This window comes from Arthrobacter sp. MDT1-48-3 (assembly GCF_054511015.1).
Genome location: NZ_JBTNDL010000003.1, coordinates 16835 through 40428, shown reverse-complemented (window position 1 = coordinate 40428; position 23594 = coordinate 16835). Strand labels below are relative to the sequence as shown.

The following is a 23594-nucleotide window of genomic DNA, read 5'->3' as shown; positions in this document are numbered from 1 at the left end:
GGCGGGATGGTTGGAAATGTGCTGTTCAGTTCCGCAGGAGTTCCTGCACGGCCTTCTCCGAGGCGGAGTAGGTGGTGATGGGGATGACCTCGCCGCTCATGAACCGGTCCACGAGCCTCGGGTCGACGTACGAGCTCCTGGCGACGGTCGGCGTGTTGCCGAGGTGGTCGGCCACGGCCTTCATGGTCGCCGTCACGGCCTTCTGGCGGGCCGTGCGGCTCGTCGCCTTCAGGTCCTCCTTGGCCAGCGCCATGGCCGCGACGACGGTGGCCTGCCAGGTCCGGAAGTCCTTCGCCGTGAACGGACCGCCGGTCACCTGCCGGAGGAACTCGTTGAGCAGGGAGCCGTCCACGTGGTGCCACTTGCCGTCCTCCGTCTGGTACGCGAGCACCGTGTCGGCGTCCTCGCGCTCCATCATGGGCCGCAGGGCACCGGCGAGGTCCTCGTCCTCGAGCCGCGTCTCCCAGTGCTGCCCGCTCTTCCCGGGGAAGTCGAAGGTGATGATGGAGCCCTCGATCGTGCAGTGCTCCACGAGGAGGGTCGTGACGCCGAAGGAACCGTTCGCCTCGGCGTACTGGGCCGACCCGATCCTCAGCGCCCCGGCGTCGACGATCCGCAGCGCAGCGGCGAATGCGCGTTCCCTCGTCACGCCATCACTGCGCAGGTGCTGGGTGATGGCCCGGCGGGCGCTCGGCAGCTTCGCTCCGAAATCCAGGGCGCGGTCGAACTTCTCGCGGTCCTTCTGCTCGCGCCATGCCGGGTGGTACATGTACTGGCGCCGGCCGGCGTCGTCCGTGCCGATCGCCTGGACGTGCCCGTTCGGATAGGGCGCGATCCACACGTCCTTCCACGCCGGCGGGATCACGAGGTCCCGGATGCGCTCAATCTCGTCGCGGTCCTGCAGCAGCTCGCCGTTCGGGGCGCGGTAGCTGAACCCCTTGCCGTGGCGGCGGCGGGTGATACCGGGCCTGCGCGTGTTGCTGCGGCGCAATCGAGCCATCGTGGAACCAGCCTTTTGTGGGAGGAGGACCTTCGATAGTAAGCCTACTGTGCTTTCGGTCCTCCCGGTGCCCCCCGCTATCGCCCTCCGGTGATCCCGCCCAGCCAGGCATCGGCGGCACCGAAGGCGTCGTCGGACGTGTGGCGTTCGACGGCGGGGGTGCGGCGGTCGGCGCGGGCGTAGGACCCGAGGAAGCGCAGTCCCGGACTGATCCGGTGCAGCCCCTTGAGGGCGTCGGCCACACGGGCGTCCTCGACATGGCCGTCGGCGTCGACGCTGAAGAAGTAGTCCCCGAGGAAGTGGCCCGTGGGCCTGGATTCGATGCGGCTCAGGTTGACGCCGCGCGCCGCGAACTGGTCGAGGATCTGCATCAGCGCACCCGGGTGGTCGTCGGGCAGGGGGATCACGACGGTGGTCTTGTCGGCCCCTGTGCGTGGCGGCAGGGCGTCCGGCCTGCCCACCAGCACGAAGCGCGTGACGGCGTCGGTGACGTCCCCAATGTCGGCCGCGAGGACCGCGAGTCCGAGGCGCCCGGCGACGAGGGGGGAGCAGATGGCGGCGTCGTAGCCCGCATCCGTGTCGGCCAGCCCGTACGCGGCGGCGGCGGTCGACGACGCCGGGAAGTATTCCGCTTCGCGTATATGAGCATCGACCCAGTTGCGGCACTGCGCCCAGGCGTGGCCGTGCGTGGCGATGCGGCGGACGGCGTCGAGCGGCGTGCCCGGACGGGCAGCCAGCACGAATGTGATCGGCACGAGCTCCTCGCGCAGGATCCGGAGCGGCTCACCCACGGCGATGGCGTCGAGGGTGGCGCTCACCCCGCCCTCCACGGAGTTCTCGATGGGCACCATCGCCGCATCCACGGTTCCGGAGCGGACGGCGTCGAGCGCCGCGCCGACCGTCGACGCCGGGACACGGCGTGCGTCCTCCGCCCCCGGCACCTGGAGCAGTGCGGCTTCCGTGAAGGTCCCCTCAGGGCCCAAGTAGGCGTAGGAATCGGACCGAGTCACAGGACGGTCGGCTCGCTGCCCGTCTCGGACACCATCGGCTTGCCGGCCTCGAGCCAGGCACCCATGCCGCCGCTGACGTTGACCGCCGTATAGCCGTTGCCCTCGAGCCACTGGGCTGCGCGCTGCGAGCGGCCACCGCTGCGGCAGATGACGTGCAGGTCCTCGTCCGGATCCAGTTCACCCAGCCGGGCGGGAAGCTGGTCGAGCGGGATGTGCAGCGCGCCGTCGACGTGGCCCGCCTCCCACTCGTAGTCCTCGCGCACGTCGAGGATCCTCGCGTCGTCGGGCACGGCCGTCACCGGTACGTTCTGGGGTTCGCTCATGCGCCTACCTTTTCACGGCCCGGTAGGGTGCCGCCATTGCTACGGCCGCACCGGGCGGGGGAACGGCTCCTATAGTTGTCCTTGTCGTTTCTTCACGGGCCCATGGCGCGGCGGGTCCCGGAACCGCCCGCCTCCGATTGGGAACCCATGAGCGAACTCCACGAACTCTCCGCACTCACACTCCGCGACGCGCTGGTGCGCGGCGCGGTCAGCGCCCGCGAGGTCACCGAGCACTTCCTCCGGCGCATCGACACCCTCGACCCCGACCTCGGCTCCTTCGTCACCGTGACCCACGACGACGCCCTGCGGGCCGCCGACCACGCCGACCGGCTGCGTGCGTCCGGGGTTGCCCTCGGCCCGCTCCACGGCGTGCCCCTGGCACACAAGGACCTCACCGACGTCGCCGGCGTGAGGACCACCCTGGGCACGGCGGCCCTCGACCACGCCGTCGCCGAGCAGGACGCCCCGCTGGCCTCGGTGCTGCGCCGGGCCGGCGCCATCAGCCTGGGCAAGACCCAGGTCCCCGAGTTCGGACTGAGCTGCTACAGCGAGAACCGGATCGCCCCACCGGCCCGCAACCCCCTGGACCGTCGCCTCAGCCCGGCCGGATCGTCGGGCGGCAGCGCCGCCGCCGTCGCCGCCGGAATGGTCCCCTTCGCGCCCGGCACCGACGGCGGGGGTTCCATCCGCATCCCGGCGGCGGCGACCGGGCTGGTGGGCCTCAAGCCGAACCGCGGCCGCGTGCCGTCGGGCTCGGGACAGGCGGACCTCGGCCAGTTCGTCGTCGCCGGCCCGCTCGCCCGCTCGGCCGTGGACGCCGGGCTGATGCTCGATGCCCTCGTGCGGGAGCCGAACTACCGGCCCACGAGTGCGGCGTCCCGCTACCCCGGGTCCTTCACCGAGGCCGCGCTGCGGGCCGAGGGCCGCTTCCGCATCGGCGTCAGCACGGCCTCCCCCTTCTCCGGCGCGATGGACATCAGCCTGGACAGCGCCGCCACCGATGCCTTCTCCGCCGGGATCCGCCGGCTGCAGCAGGCCGGCCACGACGTCGTCGACGCGGACCTCACCTACGACCGCCGTTACCACGACGCGTTCCAGCTCGTCTGGACGGCCGGCCTCGCCACCGCGCCGATCCCCGACGAGCGCGAGGACCGGCTGACGGACATCACGCGCGTGCTGCGCCGTCGCGCCCTGGGCCGCAGCGCGGCGGATCTCGCGGCCGCCGTCGACGTCCTGCGGCAGTTCGAGCAGGACACCATCAGGCAGTACTCCGGCTTCGACATGGTGCTCACCCCCGCCGCCGCCATGACACCCCGCCCCCTCGGCTGGTACACCGACGCCGACGGCGACACCGACTACCTCCGGCAGTGCCGCTACTCGCCCTTCACGTCGATGGTGAACGTCTGCGGCCTGCCCGCCGTGACCGTCCCCACGCTGCGCCTGCCGGACGGCCTGTCGATGAGCGTGCAGCTCATCGGACGGCCCGGCGAGGAGGCCCAGCTACTCGCCGTGACCGCCCAGATCGAGGCCCTGCGCCAGGAAGATCGCGAATTTACTCCCCTTGCGCCCGGTGGCACCATGGAGTGAATGAGCACAACCCAGCGGACCGCCGCCACCGGCGGGAAAACGTTCTTCGGCCACCCGCGTATGCTGGCGAACCTCTTCAGCGTGGAGCTGTGGGAACGCTTCTCCTTCTACGGCATGCAGGCACTGCTCCTCTACTACATGACCTACTCCCTCGCCGAGGGAGGGCTCGGCTTCGACTCCGCCACGGCCGCGGGCCTCGTCGGGGCCTACGGCGGCGGCGTCTACCTCTCCACCATCCTCGGAGCGTGGCTCGCGGACCGCGTGCTCGGCTCCGAGCGGGTGCTGTTCTACTCGGCCATCATCATCATGTGCGGCCACATCGCGCTCGCCCTGCTGCCCGGCGTCGTCGGACTGGCGATCGGCCTCGTGCTCGTGGGCGTCGGCTCGGGCGGGCTGAAGGCCAACGCCTCGTCGCTCGTCGGCACGCTCTACCCCCCCGGGGACGACCGCCGCGATGCCGGCTTCTCCATCTTCTACATGGGCATCAACATCGGCGCCCTCGTGGGACCGCTGCTGACGAACCTCGCATGGGACGCCTACGGCTTCCACGTCGGGTTCGGACTGGCGGCGATCGGCATGGCCGCGGGGCTCCTCCAGTACGCCGCGACCCGGAAGAACCTCCCGGACGCCGCGCACCTCGTGGAGAACCCGCTCCCCCGCACGGCGTACCCGCGCTGGATCGTCATCGCCGCCGCCGTCGTCGTCCTCCTCGGCGTGGTGCTGGCCACCGGGCTCCTCAATGCCGGCAACCTGGCCAACGTCATGGCCTACACCGCCATCGCGGCGACGATCGCCTACTTCGCGGTCATCCTCTCGAGCAGCAAGGTCAGCGGGGTGGAACGGCGCAGGGTCTACTCCTTCATGCCGCTCTTCCTCGCCAGTGCCGCCTTCTGGTCCCTGTTCCAGCAGCAGTTCACCGTGGTGGCGCTGTACTCGGAGAGCCGGCTGGATCGGAACCTGTTCGGCTGGGAGATGCCGCCGGGCATGGTGCAGTCGATCAACCCGGTCTTCATCATCGTGTTCGCCGGGATCTTCGCGGCCCTCTGGACCCGCCTCGGCAGCCGCCAGCCGTCCTCCCCGCTGAAGTTCTCCTTCGGCCTGATCATCATGGGTGTCGCGTTCCTCGCCTTCATCCCCTTCGCGGGCGGCGGCCCCAACAGCACGCCGCTGGTCGGCCTCGCCGGGATCCTGCTGCTCTTCACCTGGGCCGAGCTCTTCATCTCCCCGATCGGGCTGTCGGTGACCACGAAGCTGGCGCCGGAGGCCTTCCGCACCCAGATGCTGGCCCTGTTCTTCCTGTCGATCTCCCTGGGCACCACGGTGTCCGGCCTGCTCGCGGGGTTCTACTCCGAGGCGAACGAGGTGCCCTACTTCGCCTTCAGCGGCATCACGGCGATCATCCTCGGCGGAGCGCTCATCGCCGGCGCCCCCGCGATCCGGAGGGCCATGAGCGGGGTCCGCTAGGTCTGCAGCACTGCCCGGGGCCGGTGCGGCCCCCGGCATGAACAGGACCCGCCCGGCACCTCCGGGCGGGTCCTGTTGCATGCGAAGCGCCCATCGCCCAGACTTCTACCGACCGGTAACTCCCGTACCGTCCGTTGCAGCATCGTGCTGGAGATCAAAGGAGATCGCGTGCCGAACCTCGCCAACAACCTCGTGGCCACTGCAACGAGGAGCCCCTCGGCCGTGGCCATCAAGCTCGACGACATCGAGGTCACCTTCGGGGCGCTCGAGGTACTCAGCCAGAAGGTGGCGACGCTGCTCGCCGGGCACGGCGTGCAGCGCGGGGACCGCGTGGCGCTCATCATGCCCAATATTCCCCAGATGGCATTCGTCTACTACGGGGTCCTGCGGGCGGGCGCCGTGGTCGTGCCCCTCAATCCGCTCCTCAAGGGCCGCGAGGTCGCCTATCACCTGACGAACTCCGGCGCCCGGCTCGTCTTCGCCTGGGAGGGCATCCTCGCTGAGACGCAGGCCGGCGCCGAGGCGTCCGGCGCCGAGACCGGCGATCCCGTGAGCGTGATCCCCGTGGACAGCACCACGTTCATGCAGCAGGTGTCCGCCGCCGAGCCCACCCCCGGCGTCGTCGACCTGGACGGCGAGGAGACCGCCGTGGTCCTCTACACCTCCGGCACCACCGGCCGCCCCAAGGGAGCCACCCTCTCCCACACCAACCTCTCCCGCAACACCGAGATCTCCCGCGACCTCATGGGTACCGCCGAGGGCGAGGTGCTCTTCGGCGGACTGCCGTTCTTCCACATCTTCGGGCAGACCTGCGCGCTCAACGCCGCCGTCCTCACCGGGGCCACGGTCACGCTCCTGCCGCGCTTCGAGCCCGGGAAGGCGCTCGAGATCATCGCCCGCGACCGGGTGACGATCTTCGAGGGCGTCCCCACCATGTACATCGCGATGCTGCGCCACCCGGGTGTCACGGACACCGACCTCTCCTCGGTCCGCGTGGCCGTCTCCGGCGGATCGGCGCTGCCGGTGGAGGTGCTGCACGAGTTCGAGCGTGTCTTCGGTGCGGACCTCCTGGAGGGCTACGGACTGTCGGAGACCTCCCCGATCGTCAGCTTCAACCGGGTGGGGCACCTGCGCAAACCCGGCTCCATCGGCACGCCCGTGGAGGGCGTCGAGGTGCGGATGCTCGACCCCATGGGCGACGAGGTGGCGCAGGGCGACGTCGGCGAGCTCGCCGTGCGCGGTCACTGCGTCATGAAGGGCTACTGGGAGAACCCGGCCGCCACGGAGGCGGCCATCCCGGACGGCTGGTTCCGCACCGGCGACCTGGCCCGCGTGGACGAGGACGGCCTTCTCTTCATCGTGGACCGCAAGAAGGACGTGATCCTCCGCGGGGGCTACAACATCTACCCGCGCGAGGTGGAGGAGGTGCTGTACGAGCACCCCGCCGTGGCGGAAGCCGCCGTGATCGGCGTGCCGGACGACCTGCACGGCGAGGAGATCGTGGCGGTCGTCGGCATCAAGGCCGAACACGCCCCGGCCGACGACGGCGCCCGCGAGGCACTCGCGGCCGAGATCGTCGACTTCGCGAAGGACCGGGTCGCCGCCTACAAGTACCCGCGCCGCGTGGTGCTGGTCGACGCCCTGCCGAAGGGACCCACCGGCAAGATCCTCAAGCGCGAGATCAGGCTCTAGCCCCGACCGGCCGCGAAGACGCCGTAGACCTGCGCGGCCGCGTCCTCCATCAGCATCCCGGCATCCCGGATCAGCTCGCCGAGCACCATGGGACCGGTCGCGATGGAGAACGCCCCCGCCAGCCCGGCGTCCTGCACCTGGGCCGCCGTGAGCTGCACGCGCCCCGCGACGGCGACGACGGCGCAGCTCGCCGGGGCGTTCTCCACCACGGCCTGCACCACCTTGCCGCCCAGTGACTGGGAGTCGAAGGACCCCTCACCCGTCAGGACCAGATCGGCGTCCGCCAGCGCGCCGGCCAGACCGACGGCGTCGGCCACCAGGGCGGACCCGGGGACGATCTCCGCGCCCAGCAACGGGACGAGCACCGCGGGCAGGCCGCCGGCCGCTCCCGCCCCGGGGACCTCCAGCATGTCGACGCCGGACACCGCGCCCACGACGGCGGCCAGGTGCGCCAGGCCATGGTCGAGGACGGCGACGTCGTCCGGCGTCGCGCCCTTCTGCGGACCGAAGACGGCTGCGGCACCGCGGGGTCCGCACAGGGGATTGTCGACGTCGACCGCGATGCGCCAGCGGACCTCGCGGGAGCGCGGATGGAGGTGGGCGGTGTCGATGGTCGCCAGGGCCGCGAGCGCTCCTCCGCCCGGCGGCAGGGGATCACCGTCGGCGTCGAGGAAGCGGGCACCGAGGGCGGAGAGCAGACCCGTCCCGCCGTCCGTCGTCGCGGAGCCGCCGATGCAGAGCAGGATCTCCTCCGCGCCGTCGTCGAGCAGTTGCGCCGCGATCTCCCCGACGCCGAAACTGGTGGCCGTGAGCGCATCGAGGGGGAGATCGGCGACGAGGGGCAGGCCGTTGGCCTCCGCAGCCTCCAGGACGCCCCGCACCGGCGCATCCCCCGGGCCTCCTGCCCTCGAGATGCCGTAGCGTGCGGTGCGCGTCCGGCCGGCCGCGTCGTGGCAGGCGGCGGTCCGCGCCTCGGCGGACCAGGCCGTGAGGAGCGCGTCGAGGGTCCCTTCGCCGCCGTCGGCGAGCGGCGCCAGGACCACGTGGGGTACGGGATGGCCGAGCCGGGCCGCCGCCGCCCGGACCCCCGCGGACATGGCGAGGGCAGCCTCCGCTGCGGGAAGGCTGCCCTTGAGGGAATCGGGTGCGAGGACGATCTTGAGCGGGCGCTGCTGCGCTGGCGTGGTCACCCGTCCACCCTAGCGGGCGGTCGAGCCCCGCTCCGGGGCCGACCGACGGGTGTCAGTCGCCGGAGCCGCCGTCGTTGTCCGCCTCGAAGTCCGGAGCGATCTCGTCCTCGGTGCCGGGCCCGCCGTAGCCGCCCGCGGTCTGCTCCTCGAGCGTGCCGGCCTCCTCCGCGCCCTGCTCCTCGGGGTCGGCGGCTGGGTTGTCACTGGAATTCTCGCTCATGGTGATACCTTCCGGAATGCGTCTGCCCCCTGGCTGGGTGCTGATACTCAGCTTACTGATGATCGGCATGCGGGCAACCCGTGGGCCACGTCCGTCATTGAACCCGTCATGCACCCGCCGACGGGTGTAATCGGACGAGTTCTTTGGCATGCTGGGGCCATGGCTAACCGAGCGGGCACTGTTGCCCTTCCCAGCGACCTCGTCGACGTGACCAAGCTCCTCGACGCGTACTTCGACGTCGAACCCGACCTCCAGGACCCTGCGCAGCGGGTGGCCTTCGGCACCTCGGGCCACCGCGGTTCGTCCCTGAAGTCGTCCTTCAACGAGGTTCACATCGCGGCGATCACCCAGGCGATCGTCGAGTACCGCGCCGGTCAGGGCATCACCGGGCCCCTCTTCATGGGCAAGGACACGCACGCGCTCTCCGAGCCGGCGCAGAACACCGCCCTCGAGGTCCTTGCGGCCAACGGGGTCACGGTCCTCGTCGACGCCCGCGGCGCCTACACACCCACCCCCGCCGTGTCCCACGCCATCCTCACCTACAACGCGGCCAAGGTCGAGCAGGCGGACGGCATCGTCATCACGCCCTCGCACAACCCCCCCGGCGACGGCGGCTTCAAGTACAACCCGCCGCACGGCGGTCCCGCGGACTCCGATGCCACGACCTGGATCGCGAACCGCGCCAACGACCTGCTCGAGGGTGGACTGCGGGACGTCCGGCGCCTGCCGATCGCACAGGCCCGCACCGCCGAGGGCATCGGCAGCTACGACTTCCTGCAGCAGTACATCGACGACCTCCCCTCGGTCCTGAACCTCGATGCCATCCGGTCCGCGAACGTCCACATCGGCGCGGACCCGATGGGCGGCGCGTCCGTCGACTACTGGGGTGCCATCGGCGAGCGGCACAACCTCAACCTCACCGTGGTCAATCCGACCGTCGATCCGCAGTGGGCGTTCATGACCCTGGACTGGGACGAGAAGATCCGCATGGACTGCTCGTCGCCGTCGGCCATGGCGTCGCTCATCGGACGGGCCGCCGAGTTCGACATCGCCACGGGCAACGACGCCGACGCGGACCGCCACGGCATCGTCACCCCGGACGCCGGCCTCATGAACCCGAACCACTACCTCGCGGTCGCCATCCAGTACCTCTACGCCAACCGTCCCAACTGGCGCGCAGACGCCGTGATCGGCAAGACCCTCGTGTCGTCGTCGATCATCGACCGCGTCGCCCTCGACCTCGGTCGCGTGCTGCAGGAGGTCCCCGTGGGCTTCAAATGGTTCGTGCCCGGACTGCTGACCGGCGACCTCGCCTTCGGTGGCGAGGAGTCCGCCGGCGCATCCTTCCTGCGCCACGACGGGACACCCTGGAGCACCGACAAGGACGGCATCCTGCTGGCCCTCTTGGCCTCGGAGATCACCGCCGTCACCGGGAAGACCCCGTCGCAGCACTACACCGGGCTGACCGAGCGGTTCGGCGCGCCCGTCTACGCGCGGATCGACGCCGCAGCGACCCGCGAGCAGAAGGCGGCCCTGGGCAGGCTCTCGCCCTCGGACGTCACCGCCACGACCCTCGCCGGCGAGGAGATCACCGCCCGCCTGACGGAGGCACCGGGCAACGGCGCCCCCGTGGGCGGCCTGAAGGTCACCACCGAGAACGCGTGGTTCGCCGCGCGCCCGTCGGGCACCGAGGACGTCTACAAGATCTACGCGGAGTCCTTCCGGGGCGAGGAGCACCTGAAGCAGGTGCAGGCCGAGGCGAAGGCCCTGGTGGACGGCGTCATCAGCTGACGGGACTCAGAGGAGCCTGCGCAGCAGCCTCCTCTTGACCGGCCCGAAGGGTGGATACGCGAGGCGCAGCGTGTCCATGCGGGTGGGCTTGGAGAACACCGGCTGCACATGGCTGAAGGTCAGGAACGACTGACGTCCGTGGTAGCTGCCGGTGCCACTCGCGCCCACTCCCCCGAACGGCAGGCCCGGCACCGCGAGCTGGATGGTGCAGGCGTTGTGGGCCAGCCCGCCCGCCTGCACCCGGTCCGTGAACTCGCGCAGGTGTTCCTCGCGGTCGCTGAACAGGTAGGCGGCCAGGGGGTGGGGCCGCGCGCCGATGAACCGGATGGCCTCGTCCAGGTCTTCGACCTCGAGGATCGGCAGCAGCGGGCCGAAGATCTCCTCCTGCATGAGCGCGGAGCCCGGATCGACATCGCGCAGGACGGTCGGCTCGATGTACCGCTCCGTGCGCTCGTGGTGACCGCCGGAGACCACGGTGCCCCCGTCCAGCAGGCCCACGAGACGGTCGAAGTGGTGCTCGTTGATGATCCGGCCGTAGTCGCCCGAGGAGCTCGGATCACTGCCGTAGAAGTCCCGGACGGCTGTCGCGAGCGCATCGGCGAGGATCGGCGCGGCGGCCGGTGTGGTCAGGACGTAGTCGGGCGCCACACACGTCTGGGCGGCGTTGAGGAACTTCCCGTGGGCGATGCGGCGGGCCGCGGTGCGCAGGTCCCCGCCCACGACGACGGCCGGCGACTTGCCGCCCAGCTCGAGCGTCACCGGCGTGAGGTGCTCGGCCGCGGCCTTCATCACGATCTTCCCCACGCGCTCTCCGCCCGTGTAGAACACGTGGTCGAACGGCTGCGCGAGCAGGTCGGTGCTCACCTCGGCTCCCCCCTGGACGACGGCGACGGCCTCCCGGTCCAGGTACTCCGGCACGAGGCGCGCGAGCACCCGGGAGGTCGCGGGCGCGAGCTCGCTGGGTTTGAGCACCGCCGTGTTGCCGGCCGCGAGCGCCCCGACGAGCGGCGCCAGCACGAGATTCAGCGGATAGTTCCAGGGCCCGATGATCAGGACGACGCCGAGCGGGCGGGCCTGCGACCAGGCGCGGCCCGGCTGCAGCCCGCCCGGGACGGGGATCCGCTCCGGTGCCATCCAGCGGTCCAGGTGCCGGAGGGCGTAGCGCGCTTCCGCCCGGACCACGACGACCTCTGAGAGGAAGCCTTCCGTCCGGCTCTTGCCGAGATCCTCCTCCAGGGCGCCCGTCAGCTCGTCCTCGCGTTCGGCCAGCAGCCGGAGGAGCGCACGCAGCTGCTCGCGCCGCCACCCGGCGGCACGGGTCACCCCCGTCCCGAAGTACCGGCGCTGGTCGGCGAGGAGCCCTGCGGCGTTCATGCGTCGCCTTCCTTCTGATCGGCGGGAGCACCGGGGCGTCCCGTGAAGTGCTCCATCGAGCTGTACACCCGGAAGACGCGCCCCGCGACGACGTCCCACACGGGCTGCGGCAGGACGTTGCGGAGGGTGCCGGCGAGCTGCACGGTCCACGGCAGCTGGACGCGTGCCCTGCCGGCGAGCATCCCCCGCCAGGCCCTGTCCACCACATGGTCCGGTTCCATCAGCGGAGTCATCAGGGGGCCGCGGGCCCCCTCGAACATGCCGGTCCTGATGTAGCTGGGGATGAGCGTGGTGACGGTGATCGGGGAACCGGTCGATGCCAGTTCGAGGCGCAGGGAATCGCTCCAGCCGATCACGGCCCATTTCGACGCCGCATACACGCTCATGCGGGGCACGGCGAGGGTCCCGGAGGCCGAGGCCACGTTGAGGATCCTCGCGGGCGTGCCGCGCCGCATCATCGCCGGGAGGAACGCGCGCGTGACATGCATGGGCCCCGCGGTGTTCACCCGCAGCGTGAGGTCGATGTCCGCGGCGTGGTCGTGTTCCCAGAAGTACTTCCCGCGGACGATCCCGGCGTTGTTCACGAGGACGTCCGGCGCGCCGACGTCGCCGAGGACGGCATCGGCCGCCGACCGGATCGACTCCACCGACGCGACGTCGACCACGTAGCTGTGCACGGTCGCCGTGGTCGATGCCAGGCCGGCGACCACCTCCTCGAGTGCTCGCCCGTCGACGTCCCAGAGGACGACGGCGGCCGCTCCCTCCCTGGCCGCCCGTTCGGCGTAGAGCCTGCCCATGCCCCTGCCCGCGCCCGTGACCAGTACGGTGCGTCCCCGGATCGGCGATACCATCCCTCTGCCCTTCCCTCGATTCCAAGCAACGTAACATCCCGGTCACGTGCTGCGGATAGGATTTCCCGGAACCCCTCGACCATCCCCGGAAGGCATACCCATGAGCGCACGAGGAATCGGCTGGACCCTCCACGGGGACGGCAGGAACGTGACCGCGGGCGGGTTCGTCGCGCCCGAGGAACGCCTCAGCTGGCCCAGGACCATCGGCATCGGGGCGCAGCACGTCGTGGCGATGTTCGGCGCGACCTTCCTCGTCCCGCTCATCACCGGATTCCCGCCGTCGACCACACTGCTGTTCTCGGGGATCGGGACGATCCTGTTCCTGATCATCACGGCCGGGAAGGTGCCGAGCTACCTCGGTTCGAGCTTCGCCTTCATCGCACCGATCGCCGCCGCGCAGACGCAGCACGGCGCGGCCGGCGCCCTCGGCGGCATCATCATGGCCGGTGCGACCCTGGCGATCATCGGGTTCATCGTCCACACCGCCGGCGCACGCTGGATCCAGGTGGCCATGCCCCCGATCGTGACGGGTGCCATCGTGGCCCTGATCGGCCTCAACCTCGCGCCGACGGCCAAGTCGAGCTTCGAGCAGGCTCCGCTCACCGCCCTCGTGACGGTGATCGCGATCCTGCTGGTCACGGTGCTCTTCAAGGGCATCCTCGGCCGGCTCTCCATCCTCGTCGGCGTCCTCGCCGGCTACGTCGTCGCCATGATCCGGGGCGAGGTCGACTTCGCGGCGATCCGGGACGCGGCCTGGGTCGGCCTGCCGGACTTCGCGGCCCCGGAGTTCCACCTGTCCGTCGTCGGCCTCTTCGTGCCCGTCGTGCTCGTGCTCGTGGCCGAGAACATCGGCCATGTGAAATCCGTGGCCGCGATGACCGACCGGGACCTGGATCCCCTGACCGGGCGGGCCCTGATGGCGGACGGCCTGGCCACCATGATCGCCGGTGCCGGCGGCGGTTCGGGCACCACCACGTACGCCGAGAACATCGGCGTCATGGCGGCGTCGCGTGTCTATTCGACGGCCGCCTACTGGGTGGCCGGCATCGTCGCGATCCTCCTGAGTTTGTTCCCGAAGTTCGGCGCCCTGATCGCCACGGTCCCCGCCGGCGTGCTCGGCGGTGCGGGCGTGGTGCTCTACGGCATGATCGGCATCCTCGGCGTCCGGATCTGGGTGCAGAACCAGGTCAACTTCTCCAACCCGATCAACCTGTCCACGGCAGGGGTCGCCCTGGTCATCGGCATCGCGGACTTCACCTGGACGATCGGTGATCTCACCTTCGCCGGGATCGCCCTCGGGACCGCCGCGGCGCTCCTCATCTTCCACGGCATGACGGCGATCGCCCGCGCCCGCGGCAGCGAGCACGTCGCGGGTCCGGACGACCTCGAATCCAGCGACCACGGCAGCAGGCCCTCCAAGCTCGGCTGACTCCCGGGCGATGCGAGAATGAGGTCCATGCTCCGCTCCTCCATCATCCGCAGCGTCCGATGACGTCTCCCCGCGAGGTCTGGGCCTCCCCCGAGTGGCGGCAGCAGGCCGAACAGTGGATCGACCTCGTGCTCGAGAACTTCGGTGTCACGCGGCTGGGACCGACGGAGCAGCCGCGCATCCGCTTCTGGTCGACCCAGCTGACCGTACCCACGGACCACGGGACACTGTGGTTCAAGGAGAACAACCTCGGGCAGCTCGCAGAGGCGTCCGTCCTGTCGCTGCTGGGTGAGCTCGCCCCGGACCACGTCGCGGCGCCCCTGGCCATCGAACCGTCCAGGGGCTGGATGCTCACCGCCGACCACGGCGCGACCCTGGACACCCTGGGCTCCGCCGACCCTTCCGTCTGGGCCCGCATCACGGGCGACTTCGCCGACCTGCAACAGCTCCTCGCGCCGCACGGCGAGCGGCTCTCGCAGGCCGGCCTGGTCCTCATGAACCCGGAAGTCGCCGCCAACTTCGTCGAGAACCAGCTCCTGCTCCACACGGGCCTGCCGGCCGGACATCCGCTGTACCTGTCCGCGGAGGAGGCGGACGACGTCGTCGGGCGCCTGCCGGCCATCCACCAGGCGGTCGAGGTCCTGCGCAGCGTCGCCGTCCCCCTGTCCCTCGACCACAACGACCTGCATCCGCGGAACTGCTTCCTGCCCGGGACCAGCACCGAGCCGCTGCGGTTCTTCGACTTCGCGGACTCCTACTGGGCGCATCCCTTCAGCGCGTTGCTCGTGCCGCTCACCCGGATGCACGAACAATGGCGCACGACGCCGGACGATCCTCGCCTCCAGGCAGTGGTCACCGCCTACCTCGAGCGGTGGACCGGCTACGCTCCCCTGTCGGAACTGCGGGCCGCCGTCGAGCCCGCCCTGGCCCTGGCCGGGGTGCACCGGTACGGTTCGTGGCTGCGCCTGCTGGTGTACGCCGACGACGATTCGATGCGCACCTACGCACCCGCCGCCCTGCACTACCTGCGGACCCTGACCGATCCTGTGCTGGCCGCCGGTACGGCGTCCTAGGGCTCCCCTCCTTGACGGCCACCACGGAGCCGTGGGAATGTTCTACAACGATGTAAAGAATAATGTAGACGGGCAGCGGGTAGCTGCCCGCACCCACCAGACTCGGTGGACCGGCAGGGGGCGCGATACCCCGGCCGGCGCGCCGATACCGAAGGAGCCCGGTTGCGGGTGTGGCCGCGACCGGGCTCCTGCACGTCAGGCCGGACGGCCCTGGGGCCAGGCGGACCGAGCGGCCATGCACGCGGCGAGGACATCGGCGGCGTCGGACACGAGGCCGTCGGCGCCGAGATCCAGCAGCCGGTCCATCTCCGTGCGCTCGTTGACGGTCCACACGTGGACCTGCAGCCCGTCCGCCCGGCAGGCGCGGAGGAAGCGGCCCGTCACGACGCGCACGCCGCGGTACGTCTCGGGGACCTGCAGCGCCTGCACCCGCGCGATGCGCGCGACCGCACCGGCCAGCCCGAACGGCGCGAGCAGCTTCACCAGGGTGTTGACCGCCATGCCGGCGGAGGACGCCGTCGGCCTCCCGAGCAGGCGCAGCACCGCGAGCCGCCGACGGTCGGAGAAGGACGCCACCAGCACGCGGTCATGGACCCCCAGACGGTTGACGAGCTCGGCGAAGGGTCGCACGCAGTCATCGCTCTTCACGTCGATGTTCAGGCGCAGCCGGGGCCACCGGACCAGGACGGCCTCGAGGGTCGGGATGCCGCCGTGTCCCCCGATGGACAACGCCCCCAGGTCCAGCGCCGTGCGCGCCGCGATCGGTCCGCCGACGCCGGCCACCCGGTCGAGGTCCCCGTCGTGGAAGACCATCACCACGCCGTCGCTCGACGCGCGGACATCGATCTCGAGATAGCCGAAGCCGAGGTCCACGGCGCGTTCGAAGGCGGCCATCGTGTTCTCCCCGCCGTCGGGCGCGAAACCGCGGTGGGACAGCGCGAGCGGGAGGCCGCCCGGTCGCAGGCCGGACCGGTTGTCGAGATAGGGGAAGCGGCCCGCGTCAGGCCGTACGAAGCGCCGCAAGCCGTTCCTCCAGCACCTGTGCCACGCCGTCCTCGTCGAACGGAGGCGCCACGAGCTTCGCGGCGGCGAGGGCGTCGGGGTGCCCGGAGGCCATGGCGTACCCCTGCCCCGCCCAGCCGAGCATCTGGACATCGTTGGGCATGTCGCCGAACGCCACGACGTCGGCGGCATCGATGCCCCGCGCCGCGGCGTAGCCGGCGAGCGTCACGGACTTGTCGATGTGCGGCACCGCCATCTCGAGCAGCGCGATGGTGGGAGCGGAGTGCGTCGTCGAGACGAGGTGGGCGACGGCGGGGCGGACGGCCGCCAGGAAGTCGTCGGGTGAGACGTCCCGCTCCCGGGAGAGGAACTTGACGACGTCCTCGCCCGGCAGGGACTCCTCGAACGGCTGGGCGGTGATCCCGCCGAGCAGCTCGGAGGTGGCGGCGTCGCCGAAACCCGGCTCGAGGTGGAAGCCGGACACCGTCTCGGCCGCGAAGGTCGCCGCCGGGAAGAGCCCCCGGATGATGTCGCGTGCGGCGAAGACGTCCTCGGGCTTCAGGAGCTTCGCGTCGAGGACGCGCTCCGCCTCGAGGTCGTACGTCAGGGCGCCGTTCGAGCAGATGACCGTCCCGGTGTGGCCGAGCTGGTCCCGGAGCGGCTGCAGCCAGCGCGGCGGGCGGCCCGTGACGAACACGACGTCGACCCCGGCCTCGACGCACGCGCGGAACGCACGGACCGTCCGTTCGCTCATCCTGCCGTCGTGACCGATGATGGTCCCGTCCATGTCGCTCGCCACGAGGCGCATCGCTGACTCCTTCGTTTCCTGGACTCCCACCCTACCGGCGGCGCGGGGGCCACCCGCCGGATGGCCACGGCTACTGCTCGAACGTGCCGATCAGCCGGGCGCGGCCGAGAGTGTGCGAGAACAGGGCGAACCCGAGCGAGGCGGGCGTGGCGTCCGCGGGGACGCCCAGCGACTCGGCGTCCACGGCGTGCACCACGACGTGGTAGTGGTGCGGGCCATGGCCCTCGGGCGGGGCGGCGCCGATGAAGCCGGCGAATCCGGCGTCGTTCCGGAGCTGCACCGCACCGTCCGGGAGCAGTCCGGAGCCCTCCGTGCCGGCCCCGGCGGGCAGCGACGTGGTGGTGACCGGCAGGTCGGCGACAGCCCAGTGCCAGAATCCGCTGGCCGTCGGCGCATCCGGGTCGTAGACCGTCACCGCGAAGCTCCTGGTGCCGTCCGGGAAGCCGCTCCAGCCCAGCTGCGGGGATTCGTCCCTGCCGCCGGCCCCCATGACCCCGGATGCCTGCGCGGCGCCGAGCGGCTCCTGGTGCGTGATGTCCTCGCTGGTCAGCTCGAATTCGGGTACCTGCGGAAGGTCTGCGTAGGGGTCGCGGGTCATCGGTGTGCTCCTGGAGGTCGTCATGGCTCGTTCGGGTCAGGCCCGGCGCGCCATCTCGTCCCGGGTGGGTGGATTGGCGCCCGCACGGGAGACGGTGATGGCCGCGGCCCGGGCCGCGTACTGCAGCAGGTCCGTCAGCTGCCCGAGGTTGATTCGGCGCAGCTCGTCCCGGCGATGGGCGCCGTCCAGTTCGAGATCCACGAGATATCCCACGAGGGCCGCCATGAAGGAGTCCCCGGCACCCACCGTGTCCACGACGCTCGTCGGGGGTGCGGGCACGGACACCTGGCCCGCGCGGCACAGCGCCCACGGGCCCTTCGATCCGCGGGTCACGACGACGACGGCGGCTCCGGCCTCCAGCCAGGCCCGCGCCGACTCCTCGGGGGCCCGATCGGGATAGAGCCACTGGAGGTCCTCGTCGGAGGCCTTGACGACGTCCGCGAGCCCCACGAACCTCTCGGCCTGGTCCCGGGCGAAAGCCGCGTCCCGGATGATGGTCGGCCGGCAGTTCGGGTCGTAGGTGACGGTGACGAGCGGGTGCGCGGCCGTCACCAGCGCCAGGACGTCGTCGGCCCCCGGGGCGAGCATGGTCGCGATGGAACCGGTGTGCAGGAGGGTGGTCCCGTCGAGGAGCCTGTCCTTCTGCCCGGCGAGGCCGGGCAGGTCCCAGACCAGCTGGAAGTCGTACGCCGCGCCGCCTGCGGGGTCGAGGCGCGCGGTGGCGACGCTGGTGGGCGAGCCGTCGGCTTCGACCGGGAAGGGCACCGAGTTGTCGCGGAGGTGCTGCTGGATCATGCGGCCGTACTCGTCGTCGCCGTACCTGCCGACGAACTGCGCCGGGTGGCCGAGCCGCGCGAGCCCGACGGCCACGTTCATGGGGCTTCCGCCCACGTGGGCGCGCATGGACGCGGTGTCGCTGACGACTTCGTCGATGAGGGTTTCCCCGATTACGGTGAGCACACCTTCAACGTACCAGCCCCGGTGCGTCACCCGGCCGGAGGCTCTTCCCTGTCGGGGACGCCCCGGACGTGGGCCCTACTCGGCGTCCGTCCCGACGGGTGAACGCCTCGCCGGCACCGGCCGCCCCCGGAAACGCCGCACGCTGTAGGCGATGAGGGCGAGGGCTATCAGGGACGAGGCGATGAGGCTGACCCCTGTACCGGACCCGCCGAAGAGCCACCACCTGTCCTCGAGGAACCACCAGGACGGAACGCCGGGTTGCAGGATCCACACGACCCCGAGACCCATGATCACGAAGGCACTGAGGCAGCTCGCCGCGATGCGTGGGATCGTCTTCACCCCCAGCGCAGCGGCGTGGTAGGCGCTCTCCTTGAGGGGCTTCAGATACCGGCGCGCCCAGTGGTACTGCTGCGAGAGGACGGCGAGGCCCGCGGCCAGCATCAGCAGCCCCGGTCCGGGCAGCACGAGGGCGGCGATTCCGAGCACCACGAGGGTCCACCCGAGCACCTCGATGCCGGTACGGCGGACCCAGCCCCGGACCCGCTCTCTCGCTGCCATGCACACAGGATGACACAGGACGCCGGACACACACGACGCTCAGCAGGCTGCCTACCGTGTACAGGGCCGGGCCGTGCGGGAGGGAACAAATACCGATATACATGCGTTTGCATGGACATACCGGCGCACGTGGACCGGTCGCTACCAAGGAGGACACTGTGACTGCACGAACCGAAGGCCTTCATCACGTCACCGCGATCGCCGGTGATCCCCAGAGGAACATCGACTTCTACATCAGGGGACTGGGGCTGCGCCTCGTCAAGAAGACCGTGAACTTCGACGATCCGGGCACGTACCACCTGTACTACGGTGACGAGGCCGGCCGTCCCGGTTCCCTCCTGACCTTCTTCCCCTGGCAGGGCATCCGCAGCGGACGCGTCGGCAGCGGCCAGTCCACCACCACCGCGTTCTCCGTGCCGCAGGGCACCCTCGGCTGGTGGCAGGAGCACTTCAAGGCCCTCGGCGTGGAGTCGACCGTCTCCCGCGCATCCTCCGAGGAGGAGCGCCTCTCGCTCCGCGACCCCGACGGCCTGCAGATCGACCTCGTCGCCTCCTCCGTCTCGGACCCCCGCAATCCCTGGGACTCCGCGTCCGTCCCCGCCGAGTACGCCGTCCGCGGCCAGCACTCCTCCGTCCTGACCGTGCAGGACCCCACCCGCACCCTCGAGACGCTGACGCGCGATCTCGGCATGAACGTCCTCGCCGAGAAGGACGGCCGCTACCGCCTGAGCACGCACGACGGCGAACCCGGCACCGTGGTCGACGTCGTCACCGATGCGCGCGGCGAACGCGGGCTCGTCGCCGGCGGCACGGTGCACCACATCGCCTTCCGTGTCCCCGACCAGCAGACGCAGGAACTCTGGCGCCAGGAGCTCGCCGAGCGCGGCTACGGCGTCACGGCCATCCTCGACCGCCAGTACTTCACCTCGATCTACTTCCGCGAACCCGGTGGAGCCCTCCTCGAGATCGCGACCGACACACCGGGCTTCGACATCGACGAGCCGCTGCTGGAACTGGGCCGCTCCCTGAAGCTGCCGCCGTGGCTCGAGCCGAACCGCGAGGCGATCTCCGCCGCCGTGGCGAAGATCGAACTGCCCGGGGAGAACAACCCGGCCATCCAGGCCTTCGTGAAGTAGGTACGGACATGACCACCACGCATCCGTGGCCGCACCTGTTCGGTGCAGGAGCAGCAGGCACGCCGGTGCTCCTGCTCCTGCACGGTACGGGCGGCACCGAGCACGACCTCCTTCCGCTCGTCGACCGCCTCGCGCCCGGCGCCGGCTACCTCGCACCGCGCGGACCGGTGCAGGAACATGGTATGAACCGCTGGTTCCGGCGCTTCGGCGAGGGCGTGTTCGACGTCGACGACGTCGTCCGCCGCGCCGGCGAGCTCGCCGGATTCATCGACTGGGCGCGGGAGCACTACGGCATCACCGACCGCCCGCTCGTCGCGGTGGGCTTCTCGAACGGTGCGAACATCGCGCTCGCCGCCGCGCTGCTCCACCCGGCCGTGGTCGCGGACGTCGTCGCGTTCTCCGGCATGTACCCGCTGGAAGGACGCACCATCGAGGCTGATCTCTCGGGCACGGCGGTCGCCCTGTTCAACGGGACCGCGGATGCCATGGCCCCGACCGACAGCGTGATCCGCGTCGGTTCGGTCCTCGAGAGCCGCGGCGCCGAAGTAGACCGGAACGTCCGCGAGGGCGGTCACGGGATCCACCCCACCGAGATGGACGGCGCAGCCGCCTGGATCAGCTCCCACACGCAGAAGGTAAGGCAATGACCGAAACACGCACCGATACCGCCGCGAAGGCCACCACGCTCGCCCGGCTGCACTCCGCCCCGGAGATCCTCCAGGTCGTCAACGTCTGGGACGTCATCAGCGCGAGGACGATCGCCGGTATCCCGGGCACGACGGCGCTCGCCACGGCGAGCCACTCCATCGCCGCGTCGCTCGGCTACGAGGACGGCGAGAACATCCCGCTCGACGAGATGATCACCGTCGTCGGGCGGATCGCCGCCGCGACGGACCTCCCGGTCTCCGCCGACCTCGAGGCCGGCTACGGAGACCCCGGGGACACGGTCCGCAGGGCGATCGGCGTCGGGATCGTCGGCGCGAACATCGAGGACCAGATGCGACCGCTGGCCGACGCGATCACGCAGATGGAGGCGGTCCTGAGGGCCGGGACGTCGGAGGGTGTCGACTTCGTGCTGAATGCGCGGACGGATGCCTTCGTGAAGGGGGGAGACCGTGATCCCGCGGACGTCCTGGCCGACGCCGTCGAACGGGGCAGGGCGTACCTCGACCTCGGCGCCACCACGGTCTTCGTGCCCGGCCTGCTCGACGAGCAGGCCGTCACCACCCTCGTGGAGGCCTTCGGCCCGCAGCGCCTCAGCGTCATCAACGTACCCGGCAGCCTCGCACCGTCCCGCCTGCAGGAACTCGGCGTCGCCCGGATCTCCTACGGACCCTGGACCCAGCGCGTCGCCCTGACCGCACTGGCGGATTCCGCACGCGAACTGCTCGCCGGCGGCACCCTGCCCGAGGGCACGCTTCCCCTCAACTAGGGAGCGCCGTGACCCGGACCCCGGTCAGCCCGGTGCGGGCAGTCCGGAGGCGGCCGCGTCGTCGAGCAGTTCGACGACGCGGTCCCAGTCCTTCGATCCCGGGGTGATGACGGCGAAATGGTCGCCGGGCACGAGGGACAGTTCCGCCGTCGCGCCCGCTGCCGTCGCCGCCCGCACATAGCTCTCCGCCTGGCTGAGCGGCACCGTGGTGTCCTTCTCCCCGTGCACCGCGTAGACGGGGACGTCGAGCGGGACGGCGGTCATGGGGTCCGCGAGCCGGTAGCGCTCGGGGTCGTCGGGTGCACCCAGCAGGTTCTCGACGGCGCCGTCGCCCAGCCCCAGTTCGCGGGCCTCGCGGAGGTCGAGCACACCGGCCTGGCTGACGACGGCGGTCAGCGGCACTCCGGGCGTCCCGGCCCCGGGAGCCCCGGCCGGCAGTGCGGCCCTCCCCGCCGCCCACACCGCGAGGTGCCCGCCCGCGGAGTGTCCCAGCGCCGTCGTCGAGCCGAGGTCCAGCCCGTGCTCGTCCGCCGCGCGGGCCAGGTGGTCGATACCGGCGGCCACGTCCTCGAAGGTGGCGGGCCAGCCCCCGCCGTCGCCCGCCCGTCGGTACTCGAGATTCCAGCAGGCGTAACCGCGTCCCACCAGGTCCTGCGCGAGGGGCTCGCCGAGCTCCGCGCCGTAGGTGGAGCGCCAGTAGCCACCGTGGATGATGACGACGACGCCGCGCACTGCCATCCCGGCGGCAGGCAGATGGAGGTCAGCGAATTGGCTCGGATGCCCGCCGTAGTGATAGCGCTGCGGCACCGCGGCGCGGGCCCTGGTTGCCGCCCTGATGCCGCAGGCGGCCAGGACGCCCGTACCGGCGGCCGTCAGCAGCGCGAGCACGGAGCGCCGGCCCACGGGGTGTCCTCGATCCACAGGGGAAGCCTAACCGTCGTCCCGGTTGGCTACGATGAAGACTCTTCGTGGAAAGGCACGGTTCATGGGCGCGTGGGATGATCTCGACGAGCGGTTGCGGCCTGCCGTCGAAGCGCACACGCGTGAGTACGAGCGCGTGCGGCCGGCCCTCGACCGCGTCACGGTCGCCATGCGCGACAGCATCGCCGCGATCTTCGACGGGACGGACCTGAACCCGCTCTTCGTCACGGCGCGCACCAAGACCGTCGAGTCCTTCCGTGACAAGGCCTCCCGCACCCTGCCCTCCCCCGAGGCCGGTGCACCGCCCGTCCTCGTGTTCCCCGATCCGCTGCGCAACCTCACCGATCTGGTGGGCGTACGCATCATCACCACCCTTCCGCACGAGGTGGACCTCGCCGCGAACCTGCTCAAGCGGCAGCGCCACGAGTTCGACTGCCGGGGCGACCGCGAGAAGGACATCGGCTCCATCGAATCCGGCACGTACGGCTACTCCAGCCGCCACCTCATCATGCGGACCATCCACAGCGAGGTCGTCCGGTCCTTCCAGCAGGCCGTCGACCCCGACACCAGGGCCGCCGGGAGCTACCTGTTCGAAGTACAGGTACGCACCGTGCTGGCGCACGCCTGGTCGGAGATCGAGCACGACATCCGGTTCAAGGCGTCCAACCCGAAGGCATGGAGCCCCTACTTCGACCGGCAGTTCACCGGAACGGCGGCCATGCTCGAGACCGTGGAGTCGGCGTTCGCCGAACTCCACGAGCGCTACGAGACCGTGACCGGGTTCTGGGACGAGGAGGGTGAGGGCAGCGCCCCCCTGACGCCCAACCGCATCCGCGACATCTGGCAGACGCTCCTGCCGCACGTGGACCGGAAGTCTGACGACAACTGGGGCTGGGCGGCGGAACTCCTCGCGGCCCACGGCCTGAAGACGACCCTGGAACTGGTGTCCCTCCTGCAGGCGGGCACCATCACCACGGTGCGCAAGGCGCTGGACCACCGGTACTCCCCCGGACCCGACCGGCTCCTCGACGACATGCTGCTCTGGCACTACGGCGAGCGGCACATCGACCTCACGGCAGAGGCGCGGGACGCGGAGAGCACCCCCCGACGTGACAGCCTCCAGCGCCGGTACCGCCAGATGGAGATCTACCGCAGCCAGCACCCCGGCGCGTAGC

Annotated in this window: 23 protein-coding genes; 10 read left to right on the top strand and 13 right to left on the bottom strand. The window is 70.9% G+C overall.

Annotation, left to right across the window (positions count from 1 at the left end; translation table 11 throughout):
* Positions 1-25 precede the first annotated feature (25 nt).
* The 3 genes from ACX80L_RS07830 to ACX80L_RS07820 form a co-directional block, all read right to left on the bottom strand.
* Positions 26-1000, bottom strand: a complete 975-nt coding sequence (locus tag ACX80L_RS07830; RefSeq protein WP_459288866.1) for a DNA topoisomerase IB — start codon at positions 998-1000, stop codon at positions 26-28.
* Between the two features lie 77 nt (positions 1001-1077).
* Entirely contained in the window at positions 1078-2010 is a 933-nt protein-coding gene (gene pheA, locus ACX80L_RS07825) for a prephenate dehydratase (RefSeq protein ID WP_459288865.1), read from the bottom strand.
* On the bottom strand, positions 2007-2333 hold the full coding sequence (locus tag ACX80L_RS07820; protein ID WP_133080073.1) for a rhodanese-like domain-containing protein: 327 nt from the start codon (positions 2331-2333) through the stop codon (positions 2007-2009). The genes pheA and ACX80L_RS07820 overlap by 4 nt, the downstream gene beginning before the upstream one ends.
* 147 nt (positions 2334-2480) lie before the next feature.
* Here ACX80L_RS07820 and ACX80L_RS07815 point away from each other — a divergent pair, with 147 nt between their 5' ends.
* The 3 genes from ACX80L_RS07815 to ACX80L_RS07805 all read left to right on the top strand — a co-directional run bounded on the left by ACX80L_RS07815 (position 2481) and on the right by ACX80L_RS07805 (position 7076).
* Positions 2481-3920: an amidase gene (locus tag ACX80L_RS07815; protein WP_459288863.1), complete on the top strand. Its 1440-nt coding sequence runs from the start codon at positions 2481-2483 to the stop codon at positions 3918-3920.
* Positions 3921-5384, top strand: a complete 1464-nt coding sequence (locus tag ACX80L_RS07810; RefSeq protein ID WP_459288861.1) for a peptide MFS transporter — start codon at positions 3921-3923, stop codon at positions 5382-5384. It abuts the gene before it with no gap.
* Positions 5385-5552: 168 nt separating this feature from the next.
* Positions 5553-7076 (top strand): long-chain-fatty-acid--CoA ligase, encoded by a 1524-nt coding sequence (locus ACX80L_RS07805; RefSeq protein WP_459288859.1) that lies wholly within the window; start codon positions 5553-5555, stop codon positions 7074-7076.
* Here the strand turns inward: ACX80L_RS07805 and ACX80L_RS07800 are convergent.
* Positions 7073-8266, bottom strand: a complete 1194-nt coding sequence (locus ACX80L_RS07800; RefSeq protein WP_133080069.1) for a glycerate kinase — start codon at positions 8264-8266, stop codon at positions 7073-7075. The two genes, ACX80L_RS07805 and ACX80L_RS07800, sit on opposite strands and share 4 nt — an antisense overlap.
* Before the next feature lie 52 nt (positions 8267-8318).
* On the bottom strand, positions 8319-8486 hold the full coding sequence (locus tag ACX80L_RS07795; RefSeq protein ID WP_459288856.1) for a hypothetical protein: 168 nt from the start codon (positions 8484-8486) through the stop codon (positions 8319-8321).
* 159 nt (positions 8487-8645) lie between these two features.
* Here ACX80L_RS07795 and pgm point away from each other — a divergent pair, with 159 nt between their 5' ends.
* Complete coding sequence (gene pgm / locus ACX80L_RS07790; RefSeq protein ID WP_133080068.1) at positions 8646-10277, top strand: phosphoglucomutase (alpha-D-glucose-1,6-bisphosphate-dependent); 1632 nt, start codon at positions 8646-8648, stop codon at positions 10275-10277.
* Between the two features lie 6 nt (positions 10278-10283).
* Here pgm and ACX80L_RS07785 read toward each other — a convergent pair whose 3' ends face one another.
* Positions 10284-11651: an aldehyde dehydrogenase family protein gene (locus tag ACX80L_RS07785; protein WP_133080067.1), complete on the bottom strand. Its 1368-nt coding sequence runs from the start codon at positions 11649-11651 to the stop codon at positions 10284-10286.
* Positions 11648-12502, bottom strand: coding sequence for an SDR family NAD(P)-dependent oxidoreductase (locus tag ACX80L_RS07780; RefSeq protein WP_459288854.1), 855 nt, complete (start codon positions 12500-12502; stop codon positions 11648-11650). Before ACX80L_RS07780 ends, ACX80L_RS07785 begins: the two co-directional genes overlap by 4 nt.
* Before the next feature lie 100 nt (positions 12503-12602).
* On the opposite strand from ACX80L_RS07780, the gene ACX80L_RS07775 reads away from it, so the two are divergent.
* Positions 12603-13931, top strand: a complete 1329-nt coding sequence (locus tag ACX80L_RS07775; RefSeq protein ID WP_459288852.1) for a uracil-xanthine permease family protein — start codon at positions 12603-12605, stop codon at positions 13929-13931.
* 59 nt (positions 13932-13990) lie between these two features.
* Positions 13991-15004 (top strand): phosphotransferase family protein, encoded by a 1014-nt coding sequence (locus ACX80L_RS07770; RefSeq protein WP_459288850.1) that lies wholly within the window; start codon positions 13991-13993, stop codon positions 15002-15004.
* 195 nt (positions 15005-15199) lie between these two features.
* Here ACX80L_RS07770 and ACX80L_RS07765 read toward each other — a convergent pair whose 3' ends face one another.
* From ACX80L_RS07765 to ACX80L_RS07745, 5 genes are all read right to left on the bottom strand, one after another.
* A complete protein-coding gene (locus tag ACX80L_RS07765) occupies positions 15200-16027 on the bottom strand; it encodes a glycerophosphodiester phosphodiesterase family protein (RefSeq protein ID WP_459288848.1) in 828 nt (275 codons plus the stop codon).
* Positions 16005-16814: an HAD family hydrolase gene (locus tag ACX80L_RS07760; RefSeq protein WP_459288846.1), complete on the bottom strand. Its 810-nt coding sequence runs from the start codon at positions 16812-16814 to the stop codon at positions 16005-16007. The genes ACX80L_RS07765 and ACX80L_RS07760 overlap by 23 nt, the downstream gene beginning before the upstream one ends.
* Before the next feature lie 70 nt (positions 16815-16884).
* A complete protein-coding gene (locus ACX80L_RS07755; protein WP_133080062.1) occupies positions 16885-17412 on the bottom strand; it encodes a YbhB/YbcL family Raf kinase inhibitor-like protein in 528 nt (175 codons plus the stop codon).
* Between the two features lie 36 nt (positions 17413-17448).
* Entirely contained in the window at positions 17449-18372 is a 924-nt protein-coding gene (locus ACX80L_RS07750; protein ID WP_133080061.1) for a PfkB family carbohydrate kinase, read from the bottom strand.
* 75 nt (positions 18373-18447) lie between these two features.
* Positions 18448-18930: a PGPGW domain-containing protein gene (locus tag ACX80L_RS07745; RefSeq protein WP_133080060.1), complete on the bottom strand. Its 483-nt coding sequence runs from the start codon at positions 18928-18930 to the stop codon at positions 18448-18450.
* 158 nt (positions 18931-19088) lie between these two features.
* Here ACX80L_RS07745 and ACX80L_RS07740 point away from each other — a divergent pair, with 158 nt between their 5' ends.
* Genes ACX80L_RS07740 through ACX80L_RS07730 form a run of 3 tightly spaced genes read left to right on the top strand, consistent with a single transcriptional unit; the run spans position 19089 to position 21498 of the window.
* Entirely contained in the window at positions 19089-20066 is a 978-nt protein-coding gene (locus tag ACX80L_RS07740) for a ring-cleaving dioxygenase (protein WP_459288843.1), read from the top strand.
* 8 nt (positions 20067-20074) lie between these two features.
* Positions 20075-20713 (top strand): alpha/beta hydrolase, encoded by a 639-nt coding sequence (locus ACX80L_RS07735; RefSeq protein ID WP_459288841.1) that lies wholly within the window; start codon positions 20075-20077, stop codon positions 20711-20713.
* Positions 20710-21498, top strand: coding sequence for an isocitrate lyase/PEP mutase family protein (locus ACX80L_RS07730; RefSeq protein WP_459288839.1), 789 nt, complete (start codon positions 20710-20712; stop codon positions 21496-21498). The genes ACX80L_RS07735 and ACX80L_RS07730 overlap by 4 nt, the downstream gene beginning before the upstream one ends.
* A 24-nt stretch (positions 21499-21522) precedes the next feature.
* Here ACX80L_RS07730 and ACX80L_RS07725 read toward each other — a convergent pair whose 3' ends face one another.
* Positions 21523-22335: an alpha/beta hydrolase gene (locus ACX80L_RS07725; RefSeq protein ID WP_459289329.1), complete on the bottom strand. Its 813-nt coding sequence runs from the start codon at positions 22333-22335 to the stop codon at positions 21523-21525.
* Positions 22336-22483: 148 nt separating this feature from the next.
* Between ACX80L_RS07725 and ACX80L_RS07720 the strand changes: the two genes are divergently transcribed.
* Positions 22484-23593 (top strand): GTP pyrophosphokinase, encoded by a 1110-nt coding sequence (locus ACX80L_RS07720; protein ID WP_133080056.1) that lies wholly within the window; start codon positions 22484-22486, stop codon positions 23591-23593.
* The last annotated feature ends 1 nt before the right edge of the window (position 23594 follow it).

What these genes read in the sequence shown, in the direction of transcription:
- ACX80L_RS07830 (WP_459288866.1), bottom strand. Translation starts at nt 1,000, where the DNA reads ATGGCTCGATTGCGCCGCAGCAACACGCGCAGGCCCGGTATCACCCGC.
- ACX80L_RS07820 (WP_133080073.1), bottom strand. Translation starts at nt 2,333, where the DNA reads ATGAGCGAACCCCAGAACGTACCGGTGACGGCCGTGCCCGACGACGCG.
- ACX80L_RS07815 (WP_459288863.1), top strand. Translation starts at nt 2,481, where the DNA reads ATGAGCGAACTCCACGAACTCTCCGCACTCACACTCCGCGACGCGCTG.
- ACX80L_RS07810 (WP_459288861.1), top strand. Translation starts at nt 3,921, where the DNA reads ATGAGCACAACCCAGCGGACCGCCGCCACCGGCGGGAAAACGTTCTTC.
- ACX80L_RS07795 (WP_459288856.1), bottom strand. Translation starts at nt 8,486, where the DNA reads ATGAGCGAGAATTCCAGTGACAACCCAGCCGCCGACCCCGAGGAGCAG.
- pgm (WP_133080068.1), top strand. Translation starts at nt 8,646, where the DNA reads ATGGCTAACCGAGCGGGCACTGTTGCCCTTCCCAGCGACCTCGTCGAC.
- ACX80L_RS07785 (WP_133080067.1), bottom strand. Translation starts at nt 11,651, where the DNA reads ATGAACGCCGCAGGGCTCCTCGCCGACCAGCGCCGGTACTTCGGGACG.
- ACX80L_RS07780 (WP_459288854.1), bottom strand. Translation starts at nt 12,502, where the DNA reads ATGGTATCGCCGATCCGGGGACGCACCGTACTGGTCACGGGCGCGGGC.
- ACX80L_RS07775 (WP_459288852.1), top strand. Translation starts at nt 12,603, where the DNA reads ATGAGCGCACGAGGAATCGGCTGGACCCTCCACGGGGACGGCAGGAAC.
- ACX80L_RS07770 (WP_459288850.1), top strand. Translation starts at nt 13,991, where the DNA reads ATGACGTCTCCCCGCGAGGTCTGGGCCTCCCCCGAGTGGCGGCAGCAG.
- ACX80L_RS07760 (WP_459288846.1), bottom strand. Translation starts at nt 16,814, where the DNA reads ATGCGCCTCGTGGCGAGCGACATGGACGGGACCATCATCGGTCACGAC.
- ACX80L_RS07755 (WP_133080062.1), bottom strand. Translation starts at nt 17,412, where the DNA reads ATGACCCGCGACCCCTACGCAGACCTTCCGCAGGTACCCGAATTCGAG.
- ACX80L_RS07745 (WP_133080060.1), bottom strand. Translation starts at nt 18,930, where the DNA reads ATGGCAGCGAGAGAGCGGGTCCGGGGCTGGGTCCGCCGTACCGGCATC.
- ACX80L_RS07735 (WP_459288841.1), top strand. Translation starts at nt 20,075, where the DNA reads ATGACCACCACGCATCCGTGGCCGCACCTGTTCGGTGCAGGAGCAGCA.
- ACX80L_RS07730 (WP_459288839.1), top strand. Translation starts at nt 20,710, where the DNA reads ATGACCGAAACACGCACCGATACCGCCGCGAAGGCCACCACGCTCGCC.
- ACX80L_RS07720 (WP_133080056.1), top strand. Translation starts at nt 22,484, where the DNA reads ATGGGCGCGTGGGATGATCTCGACGAGCGGTTGCGGCCTGCCGTCGAA.